Source organism: Salmonella sp. SSDFZ69 (assembly GCF_004010755.1).
Lineage (GTDB): Bacteria > Pseudomonadota > Gammaproteobacteria > Enterobacterales > Enterobacteriaceae > Salmonella > Salmonella enterica.
In genome coordinates this window covers 664,282-683,691 of record NZ_CP034831.1, presented here as the reverse complement: position 1 = coordinate 683,691, position 19,410 = coordinate 664,282, and the positions used below count along the sequence as shown (strand labels likewise).

At 53.8% G+C, this 19,410-nt stretch carries 16 protein-coding genes and 2 pseudogenes; 11 read left to right on the top strand and 7 right to left on the bottom strand.

Features of this window, described 5'->3' with window-relative positions; translation table 11 throughout:
• Window positions 1-119: 119 nt before the first annotated feature.
• A complete protein-coding gene (gene ubiK / locus EOS98_RS03335; RefSeq protein WP_000566824.1) occupies window positions 120-416 on the top strand; it encodes a ubiquinone biosynthesis accessory factor UbiK in 297 nt (98 codons plus the stop codon).
• A 74-nt stretch (window positions 417-490) separates the two neighbouring features.
• Here ubiK and glgS read toward each other — a convergent pair whose 3' ends face one another.
• On the bottom strand, window positions 491-700 hold the full coding sequence (gene glgS / locus EOS98_RS03330; RefSeq protein ID WP_000928927.1) for a cell surface composition regulator GlgS: 210 nt from the start codon (window positions 698-700) through the stop codon (window positions 491-493).
• Between the two features lie 257 nt (window positions 701-957).
• Between glgS and EOS98_RS03325 the strand changes: the two genes are divergently transcribed.
• The 3 genes from EOS98_RS03325 to EOS98_RS24690 all read left to right on the top strand — a co-directional run bounded on the left by EOS98_RS03325 (window position 958) and on the right by EOS98_RS24690 (window position 3,575).
• A complete protein-coding gene (locus EOS98_RS03325) occupies window positions 958-1,578 on the top strand; it encodes an OB-fold-containig protein (protein ID WP_000171739.1) in 621 nt (206 codons plus the stop codon).
• 18 nt (window positions 1,579-1,596) lie between these two features.
• Entirely contained in the window at window positions 1,597-3,276 is a 1,680-nt protein-coding gene (locus tag EOS98_RS03320) for a flotillin family protein (RefSeq protein WP_000342878.1), read from the top strand.
• 239 nt (window positions 3,277-3,515) lie between these two features.
• Window positions 3,516-3,575, top strand: a complete 60-nt coding sequence (locus EOS98_RS24690; protein WP_001804776.1) for a type I toxin-antitoxin system Ibs family toxin — start codon at window positions 3,516-3,518, stop codon at window positions 3,573-3,575.
• Window positions 3,576-3,734: 159 nt separating this feature from the next.
• Here EOS98_RS24690 and hldE read toward each other — a convergent pair whose 3' ends face one another.
• The 3 genes and pseudogenes from hldE to EOS98_RS03300 form a co-directional block, all read right to left on the bottom strand.
• Window positions 3,735-5,168, bottom strand: coding sequence for a bifunctional D-glycero-beta-D-manno-heptose-7-phosphate kinase/D-glycero-beta-D-manno-heptose 1-phosphate adenylyltransferase HldE (gene hldE / locus EOS98_RS03310; RefSeq protein ID WP_000867682.1), 1,434 nt, complete (start codon window positions 5,166-5,168; stop codon window positions 3,735-3,737).
• Window positions 5,169-5,215: 47 nt separating this feature from the next.
• Entirely contained in the window at window positions 5,216-8,059 is a 2,844-nt protein-coding gene (glnE, locus tag EOS98_RS03305; RefSeq protein ID WP_079954170.1) for a bifunctional [glutamate--ammonia ligase]-adenylyl-L-tyrosine phosphorylase/[glutamate--ammonia-ligase] adenylyltransferase, read from the bottom strand.
• A gap of 117 nt (window positions 8,060-8,176) precedes the next feature.
• A pseudogene (locus tag EOS98_RS03300) lies at window positions 8,177-9,477 on the bottom strand (inorganic triphosphatase).
• Window positions 9,478-9,718: 241 nt separating this feature from the next.
• Between EOS98_RS03300 and EOS98_RS03295 the strand changes: the two are divergent.
• Complete coding sequence (locus EOS98_RS03295; RefSeq protein WP_001125341.1) at window positions 9,719-10,333, top strand: TIGR04211 family SH3 domain-containing protein; 615 nt, start codon at window positions 9,719-9,721, stop codon at window positions 10,331-10,333.
• A gap of 62 nt (window positions 10,334-10,395) precedes the next feature.
• Window positions 10,396-11,637 (top strand): multifunctional CCA addition/repair protein, encoded by a 1,242-nt coding sequence (locus EOS98_RS03290; RefSeq protein WP_000708449.1) that lies wholly within the window; start codon window positions 10,396-10,398, stop codon window positions 11,635-11,637.
• 104 nt (window positions 11,638-11,741) lie between these two features.
• Here the strand turns inward: EOS98_RS03290 and bacA are convergent, their stop codons facing one another.
• Window positions 11,742-12,563 (bottom strand): undecaprenyl-diphosphate phosphatase, encoded by an 822-nt coding sequence (gene bacA / locus EOS98_RS03285; protein ID WP_001281933.1) that lies wholly within the window; start codon window positions 12,561-12,563, stop codon window positions 11,742-11,744.
• 97 nt (window positions 12,564-12,660) lie between these two features.
• On the bottom strand, window positions 12,661-13,020 hold the full coding sequence (folB, locus tag EOS98_RS03280; RefSeq protein ID WP_000355776.1) for a bifunctional dihydroneopterin aldolase/7,8-dihydroneopterin epimerase: 360 nt from the start codon (window positions 13,018-13,020) through the stop codon (window positions 12,661-12,663).
• A gap of 106 nt (window positions 13,021-13,126) precedes the next feature.
• Here folB and plsY point away from each other — a divergent pair, with 106 nt between their 5' ends.
• Complete coding sequence (gene plsY / locus EOS98_RS03275) at window positions 13,127-13,744, top strand: glycerol-3-phosphate 1-O-acyltransferase PlsY (protein WP_001272785.1); 618 nt, start codon at window positions 13,127-13,129, stop codon at window positions 13,742-13,744.
• 23 nt (window positions 13,745-13,767) lie between these two features.
• Window positions 13,768-13,830, top strand: a pseudogene (locus tag EOS98_RS24765) (hypothetical protein); the annotation flags it as partial.
• 123 nt (window positions 13,831-13,953) lie between these two features.
• Here the strand turns inward: EOS98_RS24765 and tsaD are convergent.
• Window positions 13,954-14,967 (bottom strand): tRNA (adenosine(37)-N6)-threonylcarbamoyltransferase complex transferase subunit TsaD, encoded by a 1,014-nt coding sequence (tsaD, locus tag EOS98_RS03265; RefSeq protein WP_001264389.1) that lies wholly within the window; start codon window positions 14,965-14,967, stop codon window positions 13,954-13,956.
• Window positions 14,968-15,194: 227 nt separating this feature from the next.
• Here tsaD and rpsU point away from each other — a divergent pair, with 227 nt between their 5' ends.
• From rpsU to rpoD, 3 genes are all read left to right on the top strand, one after another.
• Complete coding sequence (rpsU, locus tag EOS98_RS03260) at window positions 15,195-15,410, top strand: 30S ribosomal protein S21 (protein WP_001144069.1); 216 nt, start codon at window positions 15,195-15,197, stop codon at window positions 15,408-15,410.
• Window positions 15,411-15,645: 235 nt separating this feature from the next.
• Complete coding sequence (gene dnaG, locus EOS98_RS03255) at window positions 15,646-17,391, top strand: DNA primase (RefSeq protein ID WP_000918865.1); 1,746 nt, start codon at window positions 15,646-15,648, stop codon at window positions 17,389-17,391.
• A 149-nt stretch (window positions 17,392-17,540) separates the two neighbouring features.
• A complete protein-coding gene (gene rpoD / locus EOS98_RS03250) occupies window positions 17,541-19,388 on the top strand; it encodes an RNA polymerase sigma factor RpoD (protein ID WP_001519776.1) in 1,848 nt (615 codons plus the stop codon).
• Window positions 19,389-19,410: the final 22 nt, after the last annotated feature.

The window sequence follows — 19,410 nt, the reverse complement described above, 5'->3', positions numbered from 1 at the left end:
CGCTATTGATTACCTTCATCAACGCCTTTACTCCGTATGACGTCACACAATTCTGGTTTATGGCGTCCACATATCGCACTACAATAAGAGCTAACACTTACCAGTTCAGGGAAACCACAATGATTGACCCGAAAAAAATTGAGCAAATCGCACGCCAGGTTCATGAGTCAATGCCGAAAGGTATTCGCGAGTTCGGGGAAGATATCGAGAAAAAAATCCGTCAAACGCTGCAATCTCAGCTGACGCGTCTCGATCTGGTGAGCCGCGAAGAGTTTGATGTCCAGACTCAGGTCTTGCTGCGCACCCGGGAAAAACTGGCGCTGCTGGAGCAACGCCTCAGCGAACTGGAAGCTCGCGACAAGCCTGAAGAAGTAAAACCTGCGCCCGCCATCCCGCCAGTCGATCCACAAGAGTAAAAACGTGAACGGGCCTGACGGCCCGCTCATATAAGATCTGAATAATGTCCTGCGCCTGTATAAGGGAGCCTGCATTAGTGTTCTAATTCTAACCTTTTCGCCTGAGTCGCCTGCTGGCAGTAAAGCGCGTAACGCTTGCAAAACCAGTCGCGATGCTCCTCGTCCATATTGCCGGTTACCGCCTGGATATCAACAGGACGCCCCTCCGCCTGCATTCTGGCAAAACTGCGCGCCAGAAAATCAAAATTATTTAGTGAATAGACGTTATTGTTGTTCATCAGCATACCCTCCAGTTATTGAATTCTGTTAAGGCTATATGCTTTTTCTGATTTCAGTATTTCCCTATATGTACGGCGGTTTTATACATAACGTGCGCAAATTTAATGCGCAAAATCACAATATTCACCAAAGATAACGACGGATAAATCGCTTTTCGGACTTAAGGAGATATGGGTCACATGATATTGTAACGCAGTGAAATAACAAGCATGAAAATTATCACGCGAACACCCTTCTGAAGGCGGCGACAAGGATAGAAAATATGACCTTATTTGCGGAGTATAACAGCCCCTATCTGTTTGCCATTGCGTTCGTTTTCTTTATCGGCGTGCTGGAGATGATTTCTCTGATTTTTGGCCACTTTCTTTCAGGCGCGCTCGACGCCCATCTCGATCATTATGACGCCCTGTCATCCGGCCCTGCGGGCCAGGCGCTTCATTATCTGAATATTGGACGCGTTCCCGCCCTGGTCGTCCTCTGTCTATTGGCCGGTTATTTCGGCCTCTTCGGCATTCTCATCCAGCATGGCGGGATCATGCTCTGGCAAGCGCCGCTCAGCAATCTGCTGCTGGTCCCGTTGAGCATTGTCCTGTCGGTCTTTGCCGTGCATTACAGCGGAAAAATCCTCGCGCCCTGGCTACCCAGAGATGAAAGCTCCGCCCTCCGGGAAGAGGAATTTATCGGCGGCATGGCGATAATTACCGGCCACGCCGCCGTCGCCGGTACACCTTGCGAAGGAAAATTTACCGATAAGTTCGGCCAGATTCACTATTTACTGCTGGAACCTGAAAAGGGAAAAGAATTTAAAAAAGGAGACAAGGTGCTGATTGTCTGCCGACTTTCCGCAACGCGTTATTTGGCTGAGCGTACCTTCTATGTCTAATTGAGAGGAACTTACATAATGGATGATGTTTTTGGCATATTGCCATCATGGATGTTTACCGCCATCGTGGCGGTTATCGTCTTACTAATTATCGGGATCATTTTTGCTCGCCTCTATCGCCGCGCATCTGCGGAACAGGCGTTTGTCCGTACCGGGCTTGGCGGGCAAAAAGTGGTGATGAGCGGCGGCGCTATTGTGATGCCAATCTTTCACGAAATTATTCCGATCAATATGAATACCCTAAAACTTGAAGTCAGCCGTGCTACCGTCGATAGCCTGATCACCAAAGATCGTATGCGCGTTGACGTGGTCGTCGCTTTCTTCGTGCGTGTAAAACCCTCTGTTGAAGGTATTGCTACCGCCGCACAAACGCTTGGCCAGCGAACGCTGTCGCCGGAAGATCTTCGTATGCTGGTTGAGGATAAATTCGTTGACGCCTTACGCGCTACCGCAGCCCAGATGACGATGCATGAGCTACAGGATACGCGTGAAAACTTCGTTCAGGGCGTACAAAACACCGTTGCGGAAGATTTGTCGAAAAACGGCCTGGAGCTGGAAAGCGTCTCCTTAACCAACTTTAACCAAACGTCCAAAGAACATTTCAACCCAAACAACGCCTTTGATGCCGAAGGTCTGACGAAACTGACGCAGGAAACCGAACGCCGCCGTCGTGAACGTAATGAAGTGGAACAGGATGTGGAAGTGGCGGTGCGCGAAAAGAACCGCGACGCGCTTGAACGCAAGCTGGAAATCGAGCAGCAAGAAGCCTTTATGACTCTGGAGCAGGAGCAACAGGTTAAAACCCGCACCGCCGAACAAAACGCTAAAATTGCCGCTTTTGAGGCCGAGCGCCATCGTGAAGCAGAACAGACGCGCATTCTTGCTGAGCGGCAGATCCAGGAGACGGAGATCGAACGTGAGCAAGCAGTACGGTCCAGGAAAGTTGAGGCCGAGCGTGAAGTACGTATTAAAGAGATCGAACAGCAACAGGTGACAGAAATCGCCAACCAGACGAAATCTATCGCCATTGCCGCCAAATCCGAGCAGCAATCACAAGCAGAAGCGCGCGCCAACGACGCGCTGGCCGATGCGGTTCGCGCCCAGCAAAACGTAGAAACCACCCGCCAGACCGCCGAAGCGGATCGCGCCAAGCAGGTCGCTCTGATCGCCGCGGCGCAGGATGCGGAAACCAAAGCGGTCGAACTGACCGTTCGGGCAAAAGCAGAGAAAGAAGCGGCAGAATTGCAAGCCGCCGCCATCATCGAACTGGCGGAAGCAACGCGTAAAAAAGGTCTGGCGGAAGCCGAAGCGCAACGGGCGCTGAATGACGCTATCAACGTACTATCTGACGAACAAACCAGCCTCAAATTTAAACTAGCGCTCTTACAATCGTTGCCTGCTGTTATTGAGAAGTCTGTTGAACCGATGAAATCCATCGACGGCATTAAGATTATTCAGGTCGATGGCCTCAATCGCGGCGCGACGGCGGGCGACGTCGCCGCTGGCGGCGCTAACGGGGGAAACCTGGCGGAACAAGCGTTATCTGCCGCGCTCACCTATCGTACCCAGGCGCCGCTGATCGATTCGCTGTTAAACGAGATTGGCATCGCTGGCGGCTCGCTAAAGGCGCTGACCACGCCGTTGGTTTCATCGGCAACGGATGAGATTAATCGCGAAGCAACGATAAAAGAGCAATAACCCCCCGCCATATCTCCTGTCCCTGGTCATAAGACCGGGGATTTTTTTATCTTTTTTCCACCTTGTCTGTACAAAGCGTTATGACCAGCAGGCCATTTTGCGTGGGCGATCCAGTAACGCAAAATCGGCGGGAGAAAGCCCTTGCGCCAGACAGGCCACTCACCAACAATCGCGATGTCAGCAAGGGGCTGAAACGGGAAAGCCCCTCCCGAGGAAGGGGCTTTAATAAGGAAAGGGTTATGATGCACCAGGTCATCATACTGATTGTTCTGTTACTGATAAGTTTCGCAGCTTACTAACAGACAATCAGAGGGGGGAGAGATCCCCTCTCACCCTTATTCCTTTACTTTAGGTCGAAAAAAAAGCAGCGTCAACCGCGAGATACGCGTCGAAACAAAATGTCCGACGCGCCTTCAAAATCAGCGCCCGCTGCGTCTGTAACGCCTGATGACGCGGTTTTACTTCTCGCTCTCGGTCTGGATCTTTTTGATGATATTGGTCGTGGAACAACCATCTTCGAAGTTCAGCACCATGACTTCACCGCCGTTGGCCCAGACCTCTTCGCTGCCCGCGATCTCTTCCGGCTTATAGTCGCCGCCTTTTACCAGCAGATCCGGCAGAATACCGGCAATCAGTCGTTGCGGCGTATCCTCTTCAAAAGAGACAACCCAGTCGACCGACTCCAGCGCGCCCAGCACGATCATACGCTGTTCGAGCGGATTAACCGGACGGCTTTCGCCTTTCAGACGTTTAGTCGAGGCGTCACTATTGACCGCAACAATCAGGCGGTCGCCCAGTTTGCGCGCGTTCGCCAGATAAGAGACGTGGCCCGCGTGCAGAATATCGAAAACGCCGTTGGTCATAACCACTTTCTCGCCACGCTTACGCGCGCTGGCGACGGCCTGTCTCAACTCCTCTTCGGTCATGACGCCGAAGCCGGTATCCGCGCGTCCGCGCACTGCGTTTTCCAGCTCAATAGGGGAAACCGTTGACGTCCCGAGTTTACCTACCACTACGCCCGCCGCCGCATTGGCGAAATAACACGCCTCTTCCAGAGTATTTCCCGCCGCCAGCGTCGCCGCCAGCACGCCGATCACCGTATCGCCCGCACCGGTAACATCATAAACTTCCTGCGCCTGCGTCGGCATATGTAGCGGCGCTTTATTCGGTTGCAGCAGCGTCATTCCCTGTTCGGAACGCGTGACCAACAGCGCGGAAAGGTCGTAATCGGCAATGAGTTTCATGCCACGTTCAACCAGTTCGTCTTCGCTTTTACATTTCCCCGCGACCGCCTCAAATTCAGAAAGGTTTGGCGTCAGCAGCGTGGCGCCGCGGTAACGTTCAAAATCCGTTCCTTTCGGATCGATGAGCACCGGCACGCCCGCCTGGCGCGCCAGGGAAATCATAGTCTGCACGCTGGTCAGAGCGCCTTTGGCATAATCGGACAATACCAGCGCGCCGATCGATCCCAGCGCCTGGTTGATACGCTCATGCAACGGCTGCGGGTCCACGCCCTCAAAGCCTTCTTCAAAATCAAGACGAATGAGCTGCTGATTACGTGATAGTACGCGCAGTTTGGTAATCGTCGGATGCGTCGGCACAGAAACGAAGTCGCACTTCACATTGACCTCCGCCAGCGTTTTGCTCAGCGCGCGCGCGGCGTCATCAATACCCGTCAGGCCGACCAGACGGGCGTTCGCTCCCAGAGACGCAATGTTCATCGCCACGTTCGCCGCGCCGCCCGGACGTTCCTCAACGGTATTTACCTTAACCACGGGCACCGGCGCTTCCGGTGAAATACGGCAAGTGGGGCCATACCAATAGCGATCCAGCATTACATCACCCACAACCATGACGCCTGCACGTTCAAACGCTGGCAGATTTACTTTCATTCCTGTCTCCTGAGAGATTCAAAATTTGCGCGCGATAATAGCATAATTCAAACGGCTACCAGCCACTTCCGCCAGCTTGCCTGCACCAGCGCGCGCTCTTTGCTAAAACATGTCTGCGCCACATGACCGGGAAGCTCCTGCAACGCCAGGTGGTGCAGTTCATCACGCAGTGTGGTGTAGGCTACCGTCAGCGCCTGCGCTTCGTGTTCATCCATAATGCCGTTTTGCGCCAGAAGCTCCAGGATGCGCACGTTATCAGACCAGCGCGTTAATTTAGGTTTTTCATGAGCGTAGCGCAGTACCAGATATTGCGCGATAAACTCAATATCCGTAATACCGCCTTCATCAGCTTTAATATCAAAACGATCGCGATGCTTATTGCCGAGATGCGCCCGCATTTTCTCGCGCATTTCACGCACTTCAGTCTGCAATGTCTTGCCGTCACGCGCCGTCGTCATGATAGTGCGGCGCACCTCATCAAACTGTGAGGTAAGCTGCGGGTCGCCATATACCACGCGAGCGCGTACCAACGCCTGATGTTCCCAGGTCCAGGCTTCATGCTGCTGATAATCGGCAAACGCGTCCGCTGAAGTCACCAGCATTCCCGCCGCGCCAGAGGGGCGTAGACGCGCATCCACCTCATACAAAATGCCGGAGGAGGTGCGCGTACTGAACAGATGCATAATGCGCTGCGCCAGGCGCAGATAAAACTGCCGCCCGTCGATTTCGCGTTCGCCGTTGGTCATGACGTCCATCGGACAGTCATGCAGGAAGATGAGATCCAAATCGGAACTGTAGCCCAGCTCCCATCCGCCCAACTTGCCATAACCGACAACCGCAAACCCCCGCCCCTGGCGCTCGTCCAGATGCGCTGGCTGACCATAACGCGCAACCATTTGCGTCCACGCCTGCTGCACCACAGCATCAATCATCGCCTCCGCCAGCCATGTGAGGTGATCGCTTACTTTCATCACCGGCAGCGTACCGGCAATATCCGCCGCCGCAATCCGCAAAAGCTGTGCCTGTTTAAACTGGCGTAATGCCTCCAGTTGTTGTTCTTCGTCTTCTTCCGGCACGCGCAGTAAATATTGGCGTAATTCGTCGCGGTAAGCGTCGGTAGCCGTCGGCTGATAAAGCGTGCCGGGGTCGAGCAGTTCATCAAGCAACAACGGATAACGCGCCAGTTGGCTCGCTATCATTGGCGAAGCGGCGCAGAGCATAATCAGGTGTTTCAGCGCGCCGGGAAATTCGCTCAGCAGCTCCAGATAGGTGGTGCGAGTGACAATCCCCGCCAGCAACGGCGTTATCCGCGATAGCGTAACAGCGGCGTCTTCGCGAGAGCAGACATCAGCAAGCAGGTGCGGCATCAGTTGGTCCAGCACTTGCCGCCCGCGCGGGCCGATAGGGCGTTTATCCAGTTCCTTACGGAAGTCAGCGATGAGGGTCAGAACTTGTCGCCGATCCTCATCGGCTAAATGCGCCAGCACTGGCGTCGAATCATCCTCCTGTAGCGCATCCTGCCATACTTCACGCCACGGCTCTGAACGTTCTTCCTCCTGCGGGGTATCTGCTTCATCATCGCCAATTAATTCGTTGAATACGCGGCGTACATTAGCCATATGATCCGTCAGTTCGCCAACAAGCTGCGGCCAGTTCTCCGCCTTCATTCCCCAGGCCAGCCGCGCCCGATTCAGATCGTCGGCAGGCAACGTTTGCGTCTGTTCGTCATTGATGCTTTGCAGCAGATTCTCCAGACGACGTAGAAAAAGATAGGCCACGCGCAGTTGCGCCACGTCATTCTCAGGCAGCAAATGCAGCGCAGCGATAGCATCCAGCGTTGGCAGTAACGAACGCGACTGTAGCGACGGCTCGCGTCCGCCGCGGATGAGCTGGAATACCTGCACGATAAACTCAATTTCACGAATACCGCCCGCGCCAAGTTTAATGTTGTCTTTCAAACCGCGGCGTCGCACTTCGCGGGCGATCATCCCTTTCATATTACGTAGCGACTGGATGACGCTGAAATCGATATAGCGGCGGAAAACGAAAGGCCGCAGCATGGCGCGTAATTCACGAGACCAGGCGTCGTCGTTATCGCCCATTAGCCGCGCTTTCACCATGGCGTAGCGTTCCCAGTCGCGTCCTTGCTCCTGATAGTAATCCTCCAGCGCGGCAAAACTCAGTACCAGCGGGCCGCTGTCGCCAAACGGTCGCAGGCGCATGTCCACCCGATAGACAAAACCATCCATTGTGGGCTGATCCAGCGCTTTGATCAGCCGCTGCCCGAGACGCGTAAAAAACTGGGCGTTATCGAGTTCACGACGCCCGCCCCGGGTCTCGCCATGTTCCGGCCAGGCGAAAATCAGATCGATATCAGACGAAAAATTCAGTTCGCCGCCGCCCAGCTTGCCCATGCCTAAAATCAACAGCGGCTGCGGAACGCCCTGCGGGTTACAGGGGGTTCCCCATTCGCGGCAACAGGCGGCATACAGCCAGTCGCGCGCCCCCACAATGAGCGTCTCCGCCAGATGGCTCAACTGTTGTAAAATAGTCTCATCGTCCACCAGCGACAGCGTCTGCGCCCAGGCGATGCGTACCATGATGCGACGACGAAAAAACCTCAGTTCACGCATCAGCGAGGCGTCGTCACAGACACCTGCCAACGCCTCCTGTAACCAGCCAGCATAATGTCGCCATTCATCAGCCTGCGGCGATGCGGATTCCAGTTCGGCAAGCCACTCCGGATGCGCTATCACGCTATCCAGCGCAAAATCGCTAAATGTAAGTACTGACTTCGCCTGCACGCTAAGCGATGTCTCAGTAAATCCTTCTGGTAGGCGCTCAACAACGGTCTGCCAGTACTGCGATAAGGGTGAAGAGAGCGGCGTCATTTAGGGGATATCCTTTAAATAATGCCGGATGGCGGCATTTCGCCTGACCCGGCCTACAAGTCCGCATACCGTAAGCCTGATAAGCGCAGCGTCATCAGGCGCTTTCTACGGTTCTGATTATCGTTTTCCGCTGTGCAACCAGAACGGCTGCTGGTTAATGGCCTCATTACGGAAATGTTCAATTTCAATACGTTGTCCGGTAATAATGGCGTGACGCAATCCCTGCCAGTTTTCCAGCCATGCCTGCGCGACCATCGCATCATAATACCCGGCCAGCAGTAAAACGCTGTCGATATCGCGAGTCAAACGCGGCAACTGGTCGCGATACTTATCACCCAGCGGTTGTCCAAAACTTTTTTTAATTCAGCAGCATGACGAGAAAGATGAATGTCGGCGAAACGCTTAAAAGAATCGGCCATTTTGGCCTGCGCCTTCGCGTCCAGAAATGGCTGCCAGGCTTTCGTCACCAGCCATTCCGTCAATGCCAGTTTCGCCATCGCCGTTTGCGTACTATAAACGGCTGTGACGGCGGACACCGCGGATGTCATCGTCGCTTCCGCCTGGGTAAGTAGATCACGTAAGTGAGCGCTCGCTTTACGTGGAACAATGCCCCCAAAGAGCATTAAGGCATGGCGCACTAATCCCATAGCATCCAGCACGTGTTCTTTCGCCGACTCGTCGCCGCGCAGCCAGAGCTCTTCATGGTACTGCCACTGTGACAACGCCAGATCCAGCGAGGCCTCCAGCCCTTGCTCTACCGTGGCTTTCGCGGCGGTCCGCAGAATTGCCGTTGGTGTATTCTCTCGCGGCGCATTCCCCTGCGCCAGGTGATAACCTCGAGCCGCCTTACTCAGACTGCCCTGACGCAAACCGGTTTGCGACAGCAGTTGCTTCGCCAGTTTTAACACGGCGCGCGTATCGCCGCGAAGCAACTCAAGCTCCAGCTCACAAATCGGTTCGGCAAACTCGCCCGCTTTTACGTCGCCGAGATCGAGCGCAATTTCAATCCTGCTGCCGTCAACGTCCAGACACCATTTTTCCCGGTAAAAATCGGTACTGAACAGCGGCTGTACGCTTGATGCCAGGCCGGCGGGCAGGTTACCATCCGGCCAGACCTCCGCCGGAAGTTGCGTCAGATCCAGCACGGGTTCGCTTAGCGCGACATTGTATTCGGGTCGCTGGTGCAGCCCGCCCGTTACCCGGCCGGCAATTTTCATGGTCATTTCATAGCGCCCATTTTCACCACGAATACGCAGCCCCATATCATGGCGGCGTAGCCAGTTATCAGGCGTTTCGAAGTAGATATTCAGCAACTGGCTGGGCGCATGATGCTCGCCGCCGAGCGTATGAAGATGATTTCGCAGCGCATCTACGGCGTCGTGATTGACGATAAACTTTAATTCGATTTCCTGAGCCATGGCCTTGTACTTATGGGTTATGTCACATCTGGGAAGATTCTTGGCGAACTTACCCGCATTATTTTTGTCAGTAGATAGTATTTTGCGCCAAATTGCCATGCAACGAGCAATTTGACGGGCGTAAAAGTTTGACGTAGCGGCAAAGGCGACACAGATGATTCCGATTGATGTCGACTACTTTGCGTAGCGACACTGATGCCGTTACTATCGTTCCACTTTCTCTGACAATAACGACAGCCTGATGCCAAAATTACGCCTGATTGGACTAACTTTACTTGCGCTTAGCGCCACCGCCGTCTCTCATGCTGAAGAGACGCGTTACGTTTCTGATGAACTGAATACCTGGGTCCGCAGCGGTCCGGGAGATAATTATCGCCTTGTGGGTACCGTCAACGCCGGCGAGGAAGTCACGCTCTTACAGAGCGATGCCAACTATGGTCAAATTAAAGACAGTTCTGGTCGTACTGCCTGGATACCGTTAAAAGAACTGAATACCACGCCAAGCCTGCGTACCCGCGTGCCGGATCTGGAAAATCAGGTCAAAACGTTGACCGATAAACTCAACAATATTGATACCACGTGGAATCAGCGCACCGCCGATATGCAGCAGAAAGTGGCGCAAAGCGACAGCATCATCAACGGGCTAAAAGAAGAGAACCAGAAGCTGAAAAACGAGCTGATTGTCGCGCAGAAAAAAGTCAGCGCCGCGAATCTGCAACTGGATGACAAACAGCGCACCATTATTATGCAGTGGTTTATGTATGGCGGCGGCGTATTGGGTATTGGCTTGCTGTTAGGGCTGGTGCTGCCGCATATGATCCCAAGCCGTAAACGCAAAGACCGCTGGATGAACTAAATCGCCTTCTCTGCGGCACTGTCTTATCATTAGAGGATGATCGTTTTTAAAAGGAAAGTGGCGTGAAGATTTATCTGGTCGGTGGTGCGGTTCGGGATGCGTTGTTAGGGCTACCGGTTAAAGATAAAGATTGGGTCGTTGTCGGCGCCACGCCGCAGGAGATGCTTGATGCGGGCTACCAGCAGGTAGGCCGTGATTTTCCTGTGTTTCTCCATCCGCAAACTCACGAAGAATACGCGCTGGCGCGTACTGAGCGTAAATCCGGTTCCGGCTACACGGGCTTCACCTGTTATGCCGCGCCGGACGTTACCCTGGAAGCCGATCTCCAGCGTCGCGATCTGACCATTAATGCTCTGGCGCGCGACGATGACGGCCAGATTATCGACCCTTACCACGGGCGCCGGGATCTGGAGGCACGTCTACTGCGCCATGTCTCTCCCGCGTTTGGCGAAGATCCCTTGCGCGTATTGCGCGTGGCGCGTTTTGCCGCCCGTTACGCTCATCTTAGTTTCCGTATCGCCGATGAAACACTGGCGCTAATGCGCGAAATGACCGCGGCAGGCGAGCTGGAACATCTGACGCCGGAACGGGTATGGAAAGAGACGGAAAATGCGCTTACCACCCGCAATCCGCAGGTTTACTTCCAGGTATTGCGCGACTGCGGCGCCCTGCGCGTCCTGTTTCCGGAAATCGACGCCCTGTTTGGCGTACCCGCGCCGGCAAAGTGGCATCCGGAAATTGATACCGGAGTTCATACGCTGATGACGCTGTCGATGGCCGCCATGCTCAGTCCGCAGCTTGATGTCCGTTTCGCCACGCTTTGTCATGACCTGGGCAAAGGCTTAACGCCGAAAAACCTCTGGCCGCGCCATCATGGTCACGGCCCGGCGGGCGTGAAACTGGTCGAACAGTTATGCCAGCGTTTGCGCGTCCCCAATGACCTGCGTGATTTAGCTAAACTGGTCGCCGAATACCATGATCTGATCCACACCTTTCCGATACTCCAGCCGAAAACGATCGTTAAGCTGTTTGACGCCATTGATGCATGGCGTAAACCGCAGCGCGTCGAGCAGATTGCGCTGACCAGCGAAGCCGATGTCCGTGGACGTACCGGATTTGAAGCGTCGGATTACCCGCAGGGGCGCTGGCTGCGCGAAGCCTGGCAGGTGGCCCAAGCGGTACCGACGAAAGAGGTGGTGGAGGCCGGATTTAAGGGCATTGAGATTCGCGAGGAGCTGACGAAGCGACGAATTGCAGCGGTCGCCAGCTGGAAAGAGAAGCGCTGCCCGAACCCCGCCAGCTAAACGCCATCCGGCACGATAAATTGCCTGATGGCGCTGCACTTATCAGACCGACAAAACAGTTAGGCCGGACAAGGCGGTACTCCGCCATCCGGCACGGTCAATCATCAGAAGAAGACAACGTAAACGGCAGCCGCCACCACAAAGCGGTAAATCGCAAACGGAATAAACGAGATACGCTTAATCAGTTGCAGGAAGGTCTTGATAGCGATCAGCGCCACCACAAACGCCGTCACAAAGCCCACTGCGAACATCGGAATATCCGCTGCGGTCAGGAATGACCAACTTTTGTAGAGATCCAGAACCGTTGCGCCCATCATCATCGGCACAGCCAGTAAGAACGAGAACTCAGAGGCGGCGTAACGGCTGACGCCCATCAGCATCCCACCGGAAATGGTCGCTCCGGAACGCGAGAAGCCCGGCCACAGCGCCAGACACTGGAAACAGCCAATCATAAACGCCTGACGATACGTCATATCATCCAGCCCCGGCGCGCGCGGTTCTTTCGGCTTCAGGCACTCGGCGGCAATCAGCAACAGACCGCCTACCACCAGCGCGTACATCACGTTAATCGGGTTAAATAGCGACTTGATCGTGTCATGAAAGACTAACCCCAGCACCACCGCCGGAATCATGCCCAGCAGGATGTGAATCAACGTTAATCGACCTTTACTTTCACCTTCACGCTGTAGCGGGCGGCCAAAGTGAATACCGATGAGACCAAACAACCGCCGCCAGAACATCACCACGACCGCCAGAATAGATCCAAGTTGAATCACCACTTCGAATGTCTTGGCCGTATCGCCTTCAAACCCCAGCAGATGACCCACAATAATCATATGGCCCGTGCTGGATACCGGCAAAAACTCCGTCAATCCTTCGACCACACCCAAAATTGCCGCTATCAGCAGCGAGTGCATATCGCTCATCAATAAACCCCTAAAATGAAAAACACTGCAAAAATGGATCTCGCGTTAAGACCCCATATATAACCGTTTGGTTTAAAAAATATAAAATTATTTATTTTTATTTCAGATTATTGCCACGCTCAATAATTACCCCTACGTTCGCCGCGCGCGCGACGGCGCCAGGCTTGCTCAGTTTGATGCGAACCCACGGAGAATTAAATCGGCTAAGCAGCAGATCCGCCACCTCTTCCGCCACGCGCTCGACCAGAGCAAAACGACCGCCTTCGACATGATTTATCACCGTGTCGGCGATATCCGCATAGCTTAGACAATCTGCGACATCATCGCTTTTCGCCGACTTGCGGTTATCCCATGCCATTTCGATATCGAACACCAGTTTTTGCTCGATAGTCTGTTCCCAGTCGTAAACACCGATAGTGGTGATTACCGAAAGTTGCTCTATAAATACAATATCCATCACGACCCGCCTGCTTTTTGGCTAACCCGGATACCACTTCCGGCGAAATGTGCGTATTATCCACAGAAATAGTAAATAAAACGACACTTTCAATACGGAACAGCTTATGAGTGCAATCGCGCCTGGAATGATCCTCTTCGCGTACCTCTGCGGCTCAATTTCCAGTGCCATTCTGGTTTGCCGCATCGCCGGGCTGCCCGATCCGCGAGAAAGCGGTTCCGGCAACCCGGGCGCGACGAACGTATTACGAATCGGTGGCAAGGGAGCGGCTGTCGCGGTACTTATTTTTGACATCCTTAAAGGTATGTTGCCCGTCTGGGGCGCGTATGCGTTAGGAGTTACCCCTTTCTGGCTGGGGCTTATCGCTATCGCCGCCTGTCTGGGGCATATCTGGCCGGTCTTTTTTGGCTTTAAAGGCGGGAAAGGCGTAGCAACCGCGTTTGGCGCCATTGCGCCCATCGGCTGGGATTTAACCGGCGTTATGGCTGGCACCTGGCTGCTGACGGTCCTGTTAAGCGGTTATTCATCGTTAGGGGCGATTGTCAGCGCCTTGATTGCGCCGTTTTACGTCTGGTGGTTTAAACCGCAGTTCACCTTCCCGGTGTCGATGCTGTCATGTCTCATTTTGCTGCGCCATCATGACAACATCCAGCGTCTGTGGCGTCGCCAGGAGACGAAAATCTGGACGAAGCTGAAAAAGAAACGCCAGAAAGATTCGGAGTAGTTTTTTTGCGCTATCGCCGGATAAATAGCTCGGTGATAGGCGTACATATCGAATCCGCCGCGCGTCACCCTTCCACCATTGGCGTGGTTAGGCGCGATTTTCGGCCTGATCTTCCTGGTGCTGCTGATCGTCACCGGGCTGTTGTGGATGCCCGTCGTTTTACTGTAAACCCGTTGGGGCGGCATGATGTCGCCCCCTTTTTTCCGCTTTTACGCCGCCGGCAGCTCGGCCAGCGGCCAGCGCGGACGTACCGTTACGCCAAGATCCGCCGTAACGCCCGCCTTAAACCGCACCATTCCGGCATAAGCGATCATCGCCCCGTTGTCAGTACAAAACTCCGGACGCGCATAGAACACTTCGCCGCGGCGTTTTTGCATCATTTCGGCAAGCTTCGCGCGCAGCGTGCGGTTAGCGCTGACGCCGCCCGCCATGACCAGACGCTTAAAACCGGTGCTTTCCAGCGCGCGCTTGCACTTGATCATCAGCGTATCCACGACCGCATCTTCAAAAGCGCGCGCGATATCAGCGCGAGTTTGTTCGTCGTCGCCATTACTACGAATGGTGTTAGCGGCAAAGGTTTTCAGACCGGAAAAACTAAAATCCAGCCCCGGGCGATCGGTCATCGGGCGCGGAAAGACAAAACGTCCCGCCGTCCCCTGCGACGCCATTTTCGACAGCATCGGGCCGCCAGGATAATCCAGCCCCAACAATTTGGCGGTTTTATCAAACGCTTCACCGGCGGCATCGTCAATCGACTCTCCCAGCAGTTCGTACTGACCGATTCCGGTCACGCTAATGAGCTGCGTATGTCCGCCGGAGACCAGTAGCGCCACAAACGGGAAATCCGGAGGGTTATCTTCCAGCATTGGCGCCAGCAGATGACCTTCCATATGGTGTACAGGAATGGCCGGCACATTCCAGGCAAATGCCAGCGAACGCCCGACGGTTGCGCCGACCAGCAGCGCGCCGACCAGGCCCGGGCCTGCGGTATAGGCCACCGCGTCGATATCGCTCGCCGTCAGACCGGCTTCTTTTAATGCCGCCTGAATCAGCGGCACGGTTTTACGCACATGATCGCGGGAAGCCAGTTCAGGCACTACGCCGCCGTAGTCAGCATGTAATTTCACCTGACTATACAATTGGTTGGCTAACAGACCTTTTTTGTCGTCGTAAATAGCGATGCCGGTTTCATCGCAGGATGTTTCAATACCCAGTACACGCATGACTTGTTTTACCTCGCTCTAATACCGCGCAGTGTAGGTCGAATGCGGGTGGATGTATACCCTCAGTCCCGACTTCGTGTATACTCCCTCACCTTATAAAAGTCCCTTTCAAAAAAGGCCGCGGTGCTTTACAAAGCAGCAGCAATTGCAGTAAAATTCCGCACCATTTTGAAATAAGCTGGCGTTGATGCCAGCGGCAAACCGAATTAATCAAAGGTGAGAGGCACATGCCGGTAATTAAAGTACGTGAAAACGAGCCGTTCGACGTAGCTCTGCGTCGCTTCAAGCGTTCCTGCGAAAAAGCAGGTGTTCTGGCGGAAGTTCGTCGTCGTGAGTTCTATGAAAAACCGACGACCGAACGTAAGCGCGCTAAAGCTTCTGCAGTGAAACGTCACGCGAAGAAACTGGCTCGCGAAAACGCACGCCGTACTCGTCTGTACTAATCTTTTGAGAGCAGGCTGCTCTCAATTCAGATCGAGTTGTAGTTGTAAGGCCGTGCTTCCGAAAGGAATGCGCGGCTTGTTTTCGTTTATGCATTAGCATATACACAAAATCATTCATGCTGCGTCCAGGCGGCAAGAGAGCGAGTCCCCGGCGCTTACGCAAGTCAGCGACAGGGGTGAGCGAACGTAGCCAACACTACGGCAGCCTGAAGAATGACGTGTATAAAAGGGGCATATGGCTGGACGAATCCCACGCGTATTCATTAATGACCTGCTGGCGAGAACCGATATCGTCGATCTGATCGACGTGCGCGTAAAACTCAAGAAACAGGGCAAGAACTATCACGCGTGTTGTCCATTCCATAATGAGAAAACCCCTTCTTTCACCGTAAACGGTGAAAAACAGTTTTATCACTGCTTTGGATGCGGCGCGCATGGCAATGCGATCGACTTTTTGATGAATTACGACAAGCTCGAATTTGTCGAAACCGTCGAAGAATTAGCGGCCATGCATAACCTGGAAATTCCCTATGAAGCAGGCACCGGGCTTAGCCAGATAGAGCGCCATCAACGGCAAAACCTCTATCAGTTGATGAATGGTCTGAATGACTTTTATCAGCAGTCGCTAACCCATCCTGCGGCAAAACCTGCGCGTGACTATCTGCAAAAGCGCGGTCTGAGCGCTGAAATTATTCAGCGTTTCGCCATTGGCTTCGCGCCGCCTGGTTGGGATAACGCGTTAAAGCGCTTCGGTAATAACAGCGATAACAAGGCATTGTTGCTGGATGCCGGAATGCTGGTCAATAACGAGCAGGGCAGCACTTACGATCGTTTCCGTAATCGGGTCATGTTCCCTATTCGGGACAAACGCGGCAGGGTGATTGGTTTTGGCGGCCGAGTTCTGGGGAACGACACGCCGAAATACCTTAACTCTCCGGAAACGGACATTTTCCATAAAGGCCGCCAGCTATATGGTCTTTATGAGGCTCAGCAATATAGTGCTGAACCGCAACGCTTGCTTGTGGTCGAAGGTTATATGGATGTCGTCGCACTAGCGCAATACGACATTAACTATGCGGTCGCTTCGCTGGGTACCTCAACCACGGCAGACCATATGCATATGTTATTCCGGGCGACGAACAACGTGATTTGCTGTTACGACGGCGACCGGGCTGGCCGTGATGCCGCCTGGAGAGCGCTGGAAACAGCAATGCCTTATATGACCGACGGTCGGCAGGTACGCTTTATGTTTTTACCTGACGGCGAAGACCCGGATACGCTGGTGCGTAAAGAAGGCAAGGCGGCTTTTGAAGCGCGGATGGAGCAGGCGCAGCCGCTCTCTACGTTTCTGTTTAATAGCCTCCTGCCGCAGGTGGATTTAAGCTCGCCGGATGGCAGCACGCAGTTAGCCGCGCTGGCGCTGCCGCTCATTAATCAGGTGCCTGGCGACGCGCACCGTATTCAGCTGCGCCAGACGTTGGGGCTGAAGTTAGGCATTTTCGATGATAGTCAGCTTGATCGTTTAGTGCCAAAACAGGCGGAAAGCGGCGTTTCCCGCCCGGCTCCGCAGCTAAAACGCACGACCATGCGTATACTGATAGGATTACTGGTGCAAAATCCGGATCTCGCGCCGTTAGTGCCGCCCTTAGACGCGCTGGATCAGAATAAGCTGCCTGGACTTGGCTTATTTAAAGAATTGGTCAAAACTTGTTTGGCTCAGCCAGGTCTTACTACCGGACAACTTCTGGAACTCTACCGTGGCACAAATGATGCTGCGACCCTTGAAAAATTATCGATGTGGGACGATATAGCAGATAAGGCGATTGCCGAAAAAACCTTTACCGACTCACTCAACCATATGTTTGATTCGCTGCTGCAACTGCGACAAGAAGAGCTGATCGCTCGCGATCGCACTCACGGTTTAAGCAGCGAAGAACGCCGAGAGCTCTGGACGTTAAACCAGGAGCTGGCCAGAAAATGAATTTAACGGCTTAAATGCCGCATATCGATCGGGAAGCCCCCGACAGCCGCAGTGAGAGGCAGCGGCCAAAATATAAGTATGCCCTCGCTTTAAATGTCGACAGCTATACCGTCGACACCAATCAAACGAATAAGTGTGGATACCGTCTTATGGAGCAAAACCCGCAGTCACAGCTGAAACTTCTTGTCACCCGTGGTAAGGAGCAAGGCTATCTGACCTATGCTGAGGTCAATGACCATCTGCCGGAAGATATCGTCGATTCAGATCAAATTGAAGATATCATCCAAATGATCAACGACATGGGTATTCAGGTAATGGAAGAAGCGCCTGATGCCGATGATCTGCTGCTGGCTGAAAATACCACCAGCACCGATGAAGATGCGGAAGAAGCTGCTGCACAAGTTCTGTCCAGTGTTGAGTCTGAAATCGGTCGTACGACTGACCCGGTACGCATGTATATGCGTGAAATGGGCACTGTTGAACTGTTGACCCGGGAAGGCGAAATCGACATCGCTAAACGTATCGAAGACGGGATCAACCAGGTTCAATGCTCCGTTGCCGAATACCCGGAAGCCATTACCTATCTGCTGGAACAGTACGATCGCGTTGAGGCTGAAGAGGCTCGTTTGTCCGATCTTATCACCGGCTTTGTCGATCCGAACGCGGAAGAAGAGATGGCGCCGACCGCAACTCACGTCGGTTCTGAACTCTCCCAGGAAGACCTGGATGATGACGAAGACGAAGATGAAGAAGACGGCGACGATGACGCCGCCGATGACGACAACAGCATTGACCCTGAACTGGCACGCGAAAAATTCGCTGAGCTGCGCGCGCAATACGTCGTTACGCGCGACACCATCAAAGCGAAAGGCCGCAGCCATGCTGCCGCGCAGGAAGAGATTCTGAAGCTGTCTGAAGTGTTCAAACAGTTCCGTCTGGTACCGAAGCAATTCGACTATCTGGTCAACAGTATGCGCGTGATGATGGATCGCGTGCGTACTCAGGAACGTTTGATCATGAAGCTCTGCGTCGAGCAGTGCAAAATGCCGAAGAAGAACTTTATCACGCTGTTTACCGGTAACGAAACCAGCGAAACCTGGTTCAATGCCGCTATCGCGATGAACAAACCGTGGTCGGAAAAACTGCACGATGTCGCGGAAGAAGTGCAACGCTGTCTGCAAAAACTGCGGCAGATTGAAGAAGAAACCGGTCTGACCATCGAACAGGTGAAAGATATCAACCGTCGCATGTCTATCGGGGAAGCGAAAGCCCGCCGTGCGAAGAAAGAGATGGTTGAAGCGAACTTACGTCTGGTTATTTCTATCGCTAAGAAATACACCAACCGTGGCTTGCAGTTCCTTGACCTGATTCAGGAAGGCAACATCGGTCTGATGAAAGCGGTTGATAAATTTGAATACCGTCGTGGTTACAAGTTCTCCACCTACGCTACCTGGTGGATTCGTCAGGCGATCACCCGCTCTATCGCGGATCAGGCGCGCACCATCCGTATTCCGGTGCATATGATTGAGACCATCAACAAGCTCAACCGTATTTCTCGCCAGATGCTGCAAGAGATGGGCCGCGAGCCAACGCCGGAAGAGCTGGCTGAACGGATGCTGATGCCGGAAGATAAAATTCGTAAGGTGCTGAAGATTGCCAAAGAGCCAATCTCCATGGAAACGCCGATCGGCGACGATGAAGATTCGCATCTGGGTGATTTCATCGAGGATACCACCCTCGAGCTGCCGCTGGACTCTGCCACTACCGAGAGCCTGCGCGCCGCCACTCACGACGTTTTGGCTGGCCTGACCGCTCGTGAAGCGAAAGTGCTGCGTATGCGTTTCGGTATCGATATGAACACCGACCACACGCTGGAAGAAGTGGGTAAACAGTTCGATGTTACCCGCGAACGTATCCGTCAGATCGAAGCGAAGGCGCTGCGTAAACTGCGCCACCCGAGCCGTTCTGAAGTGCTGCGCAGCTTCCTCGACGATTAATTCGCCGCACACGTATAAACGC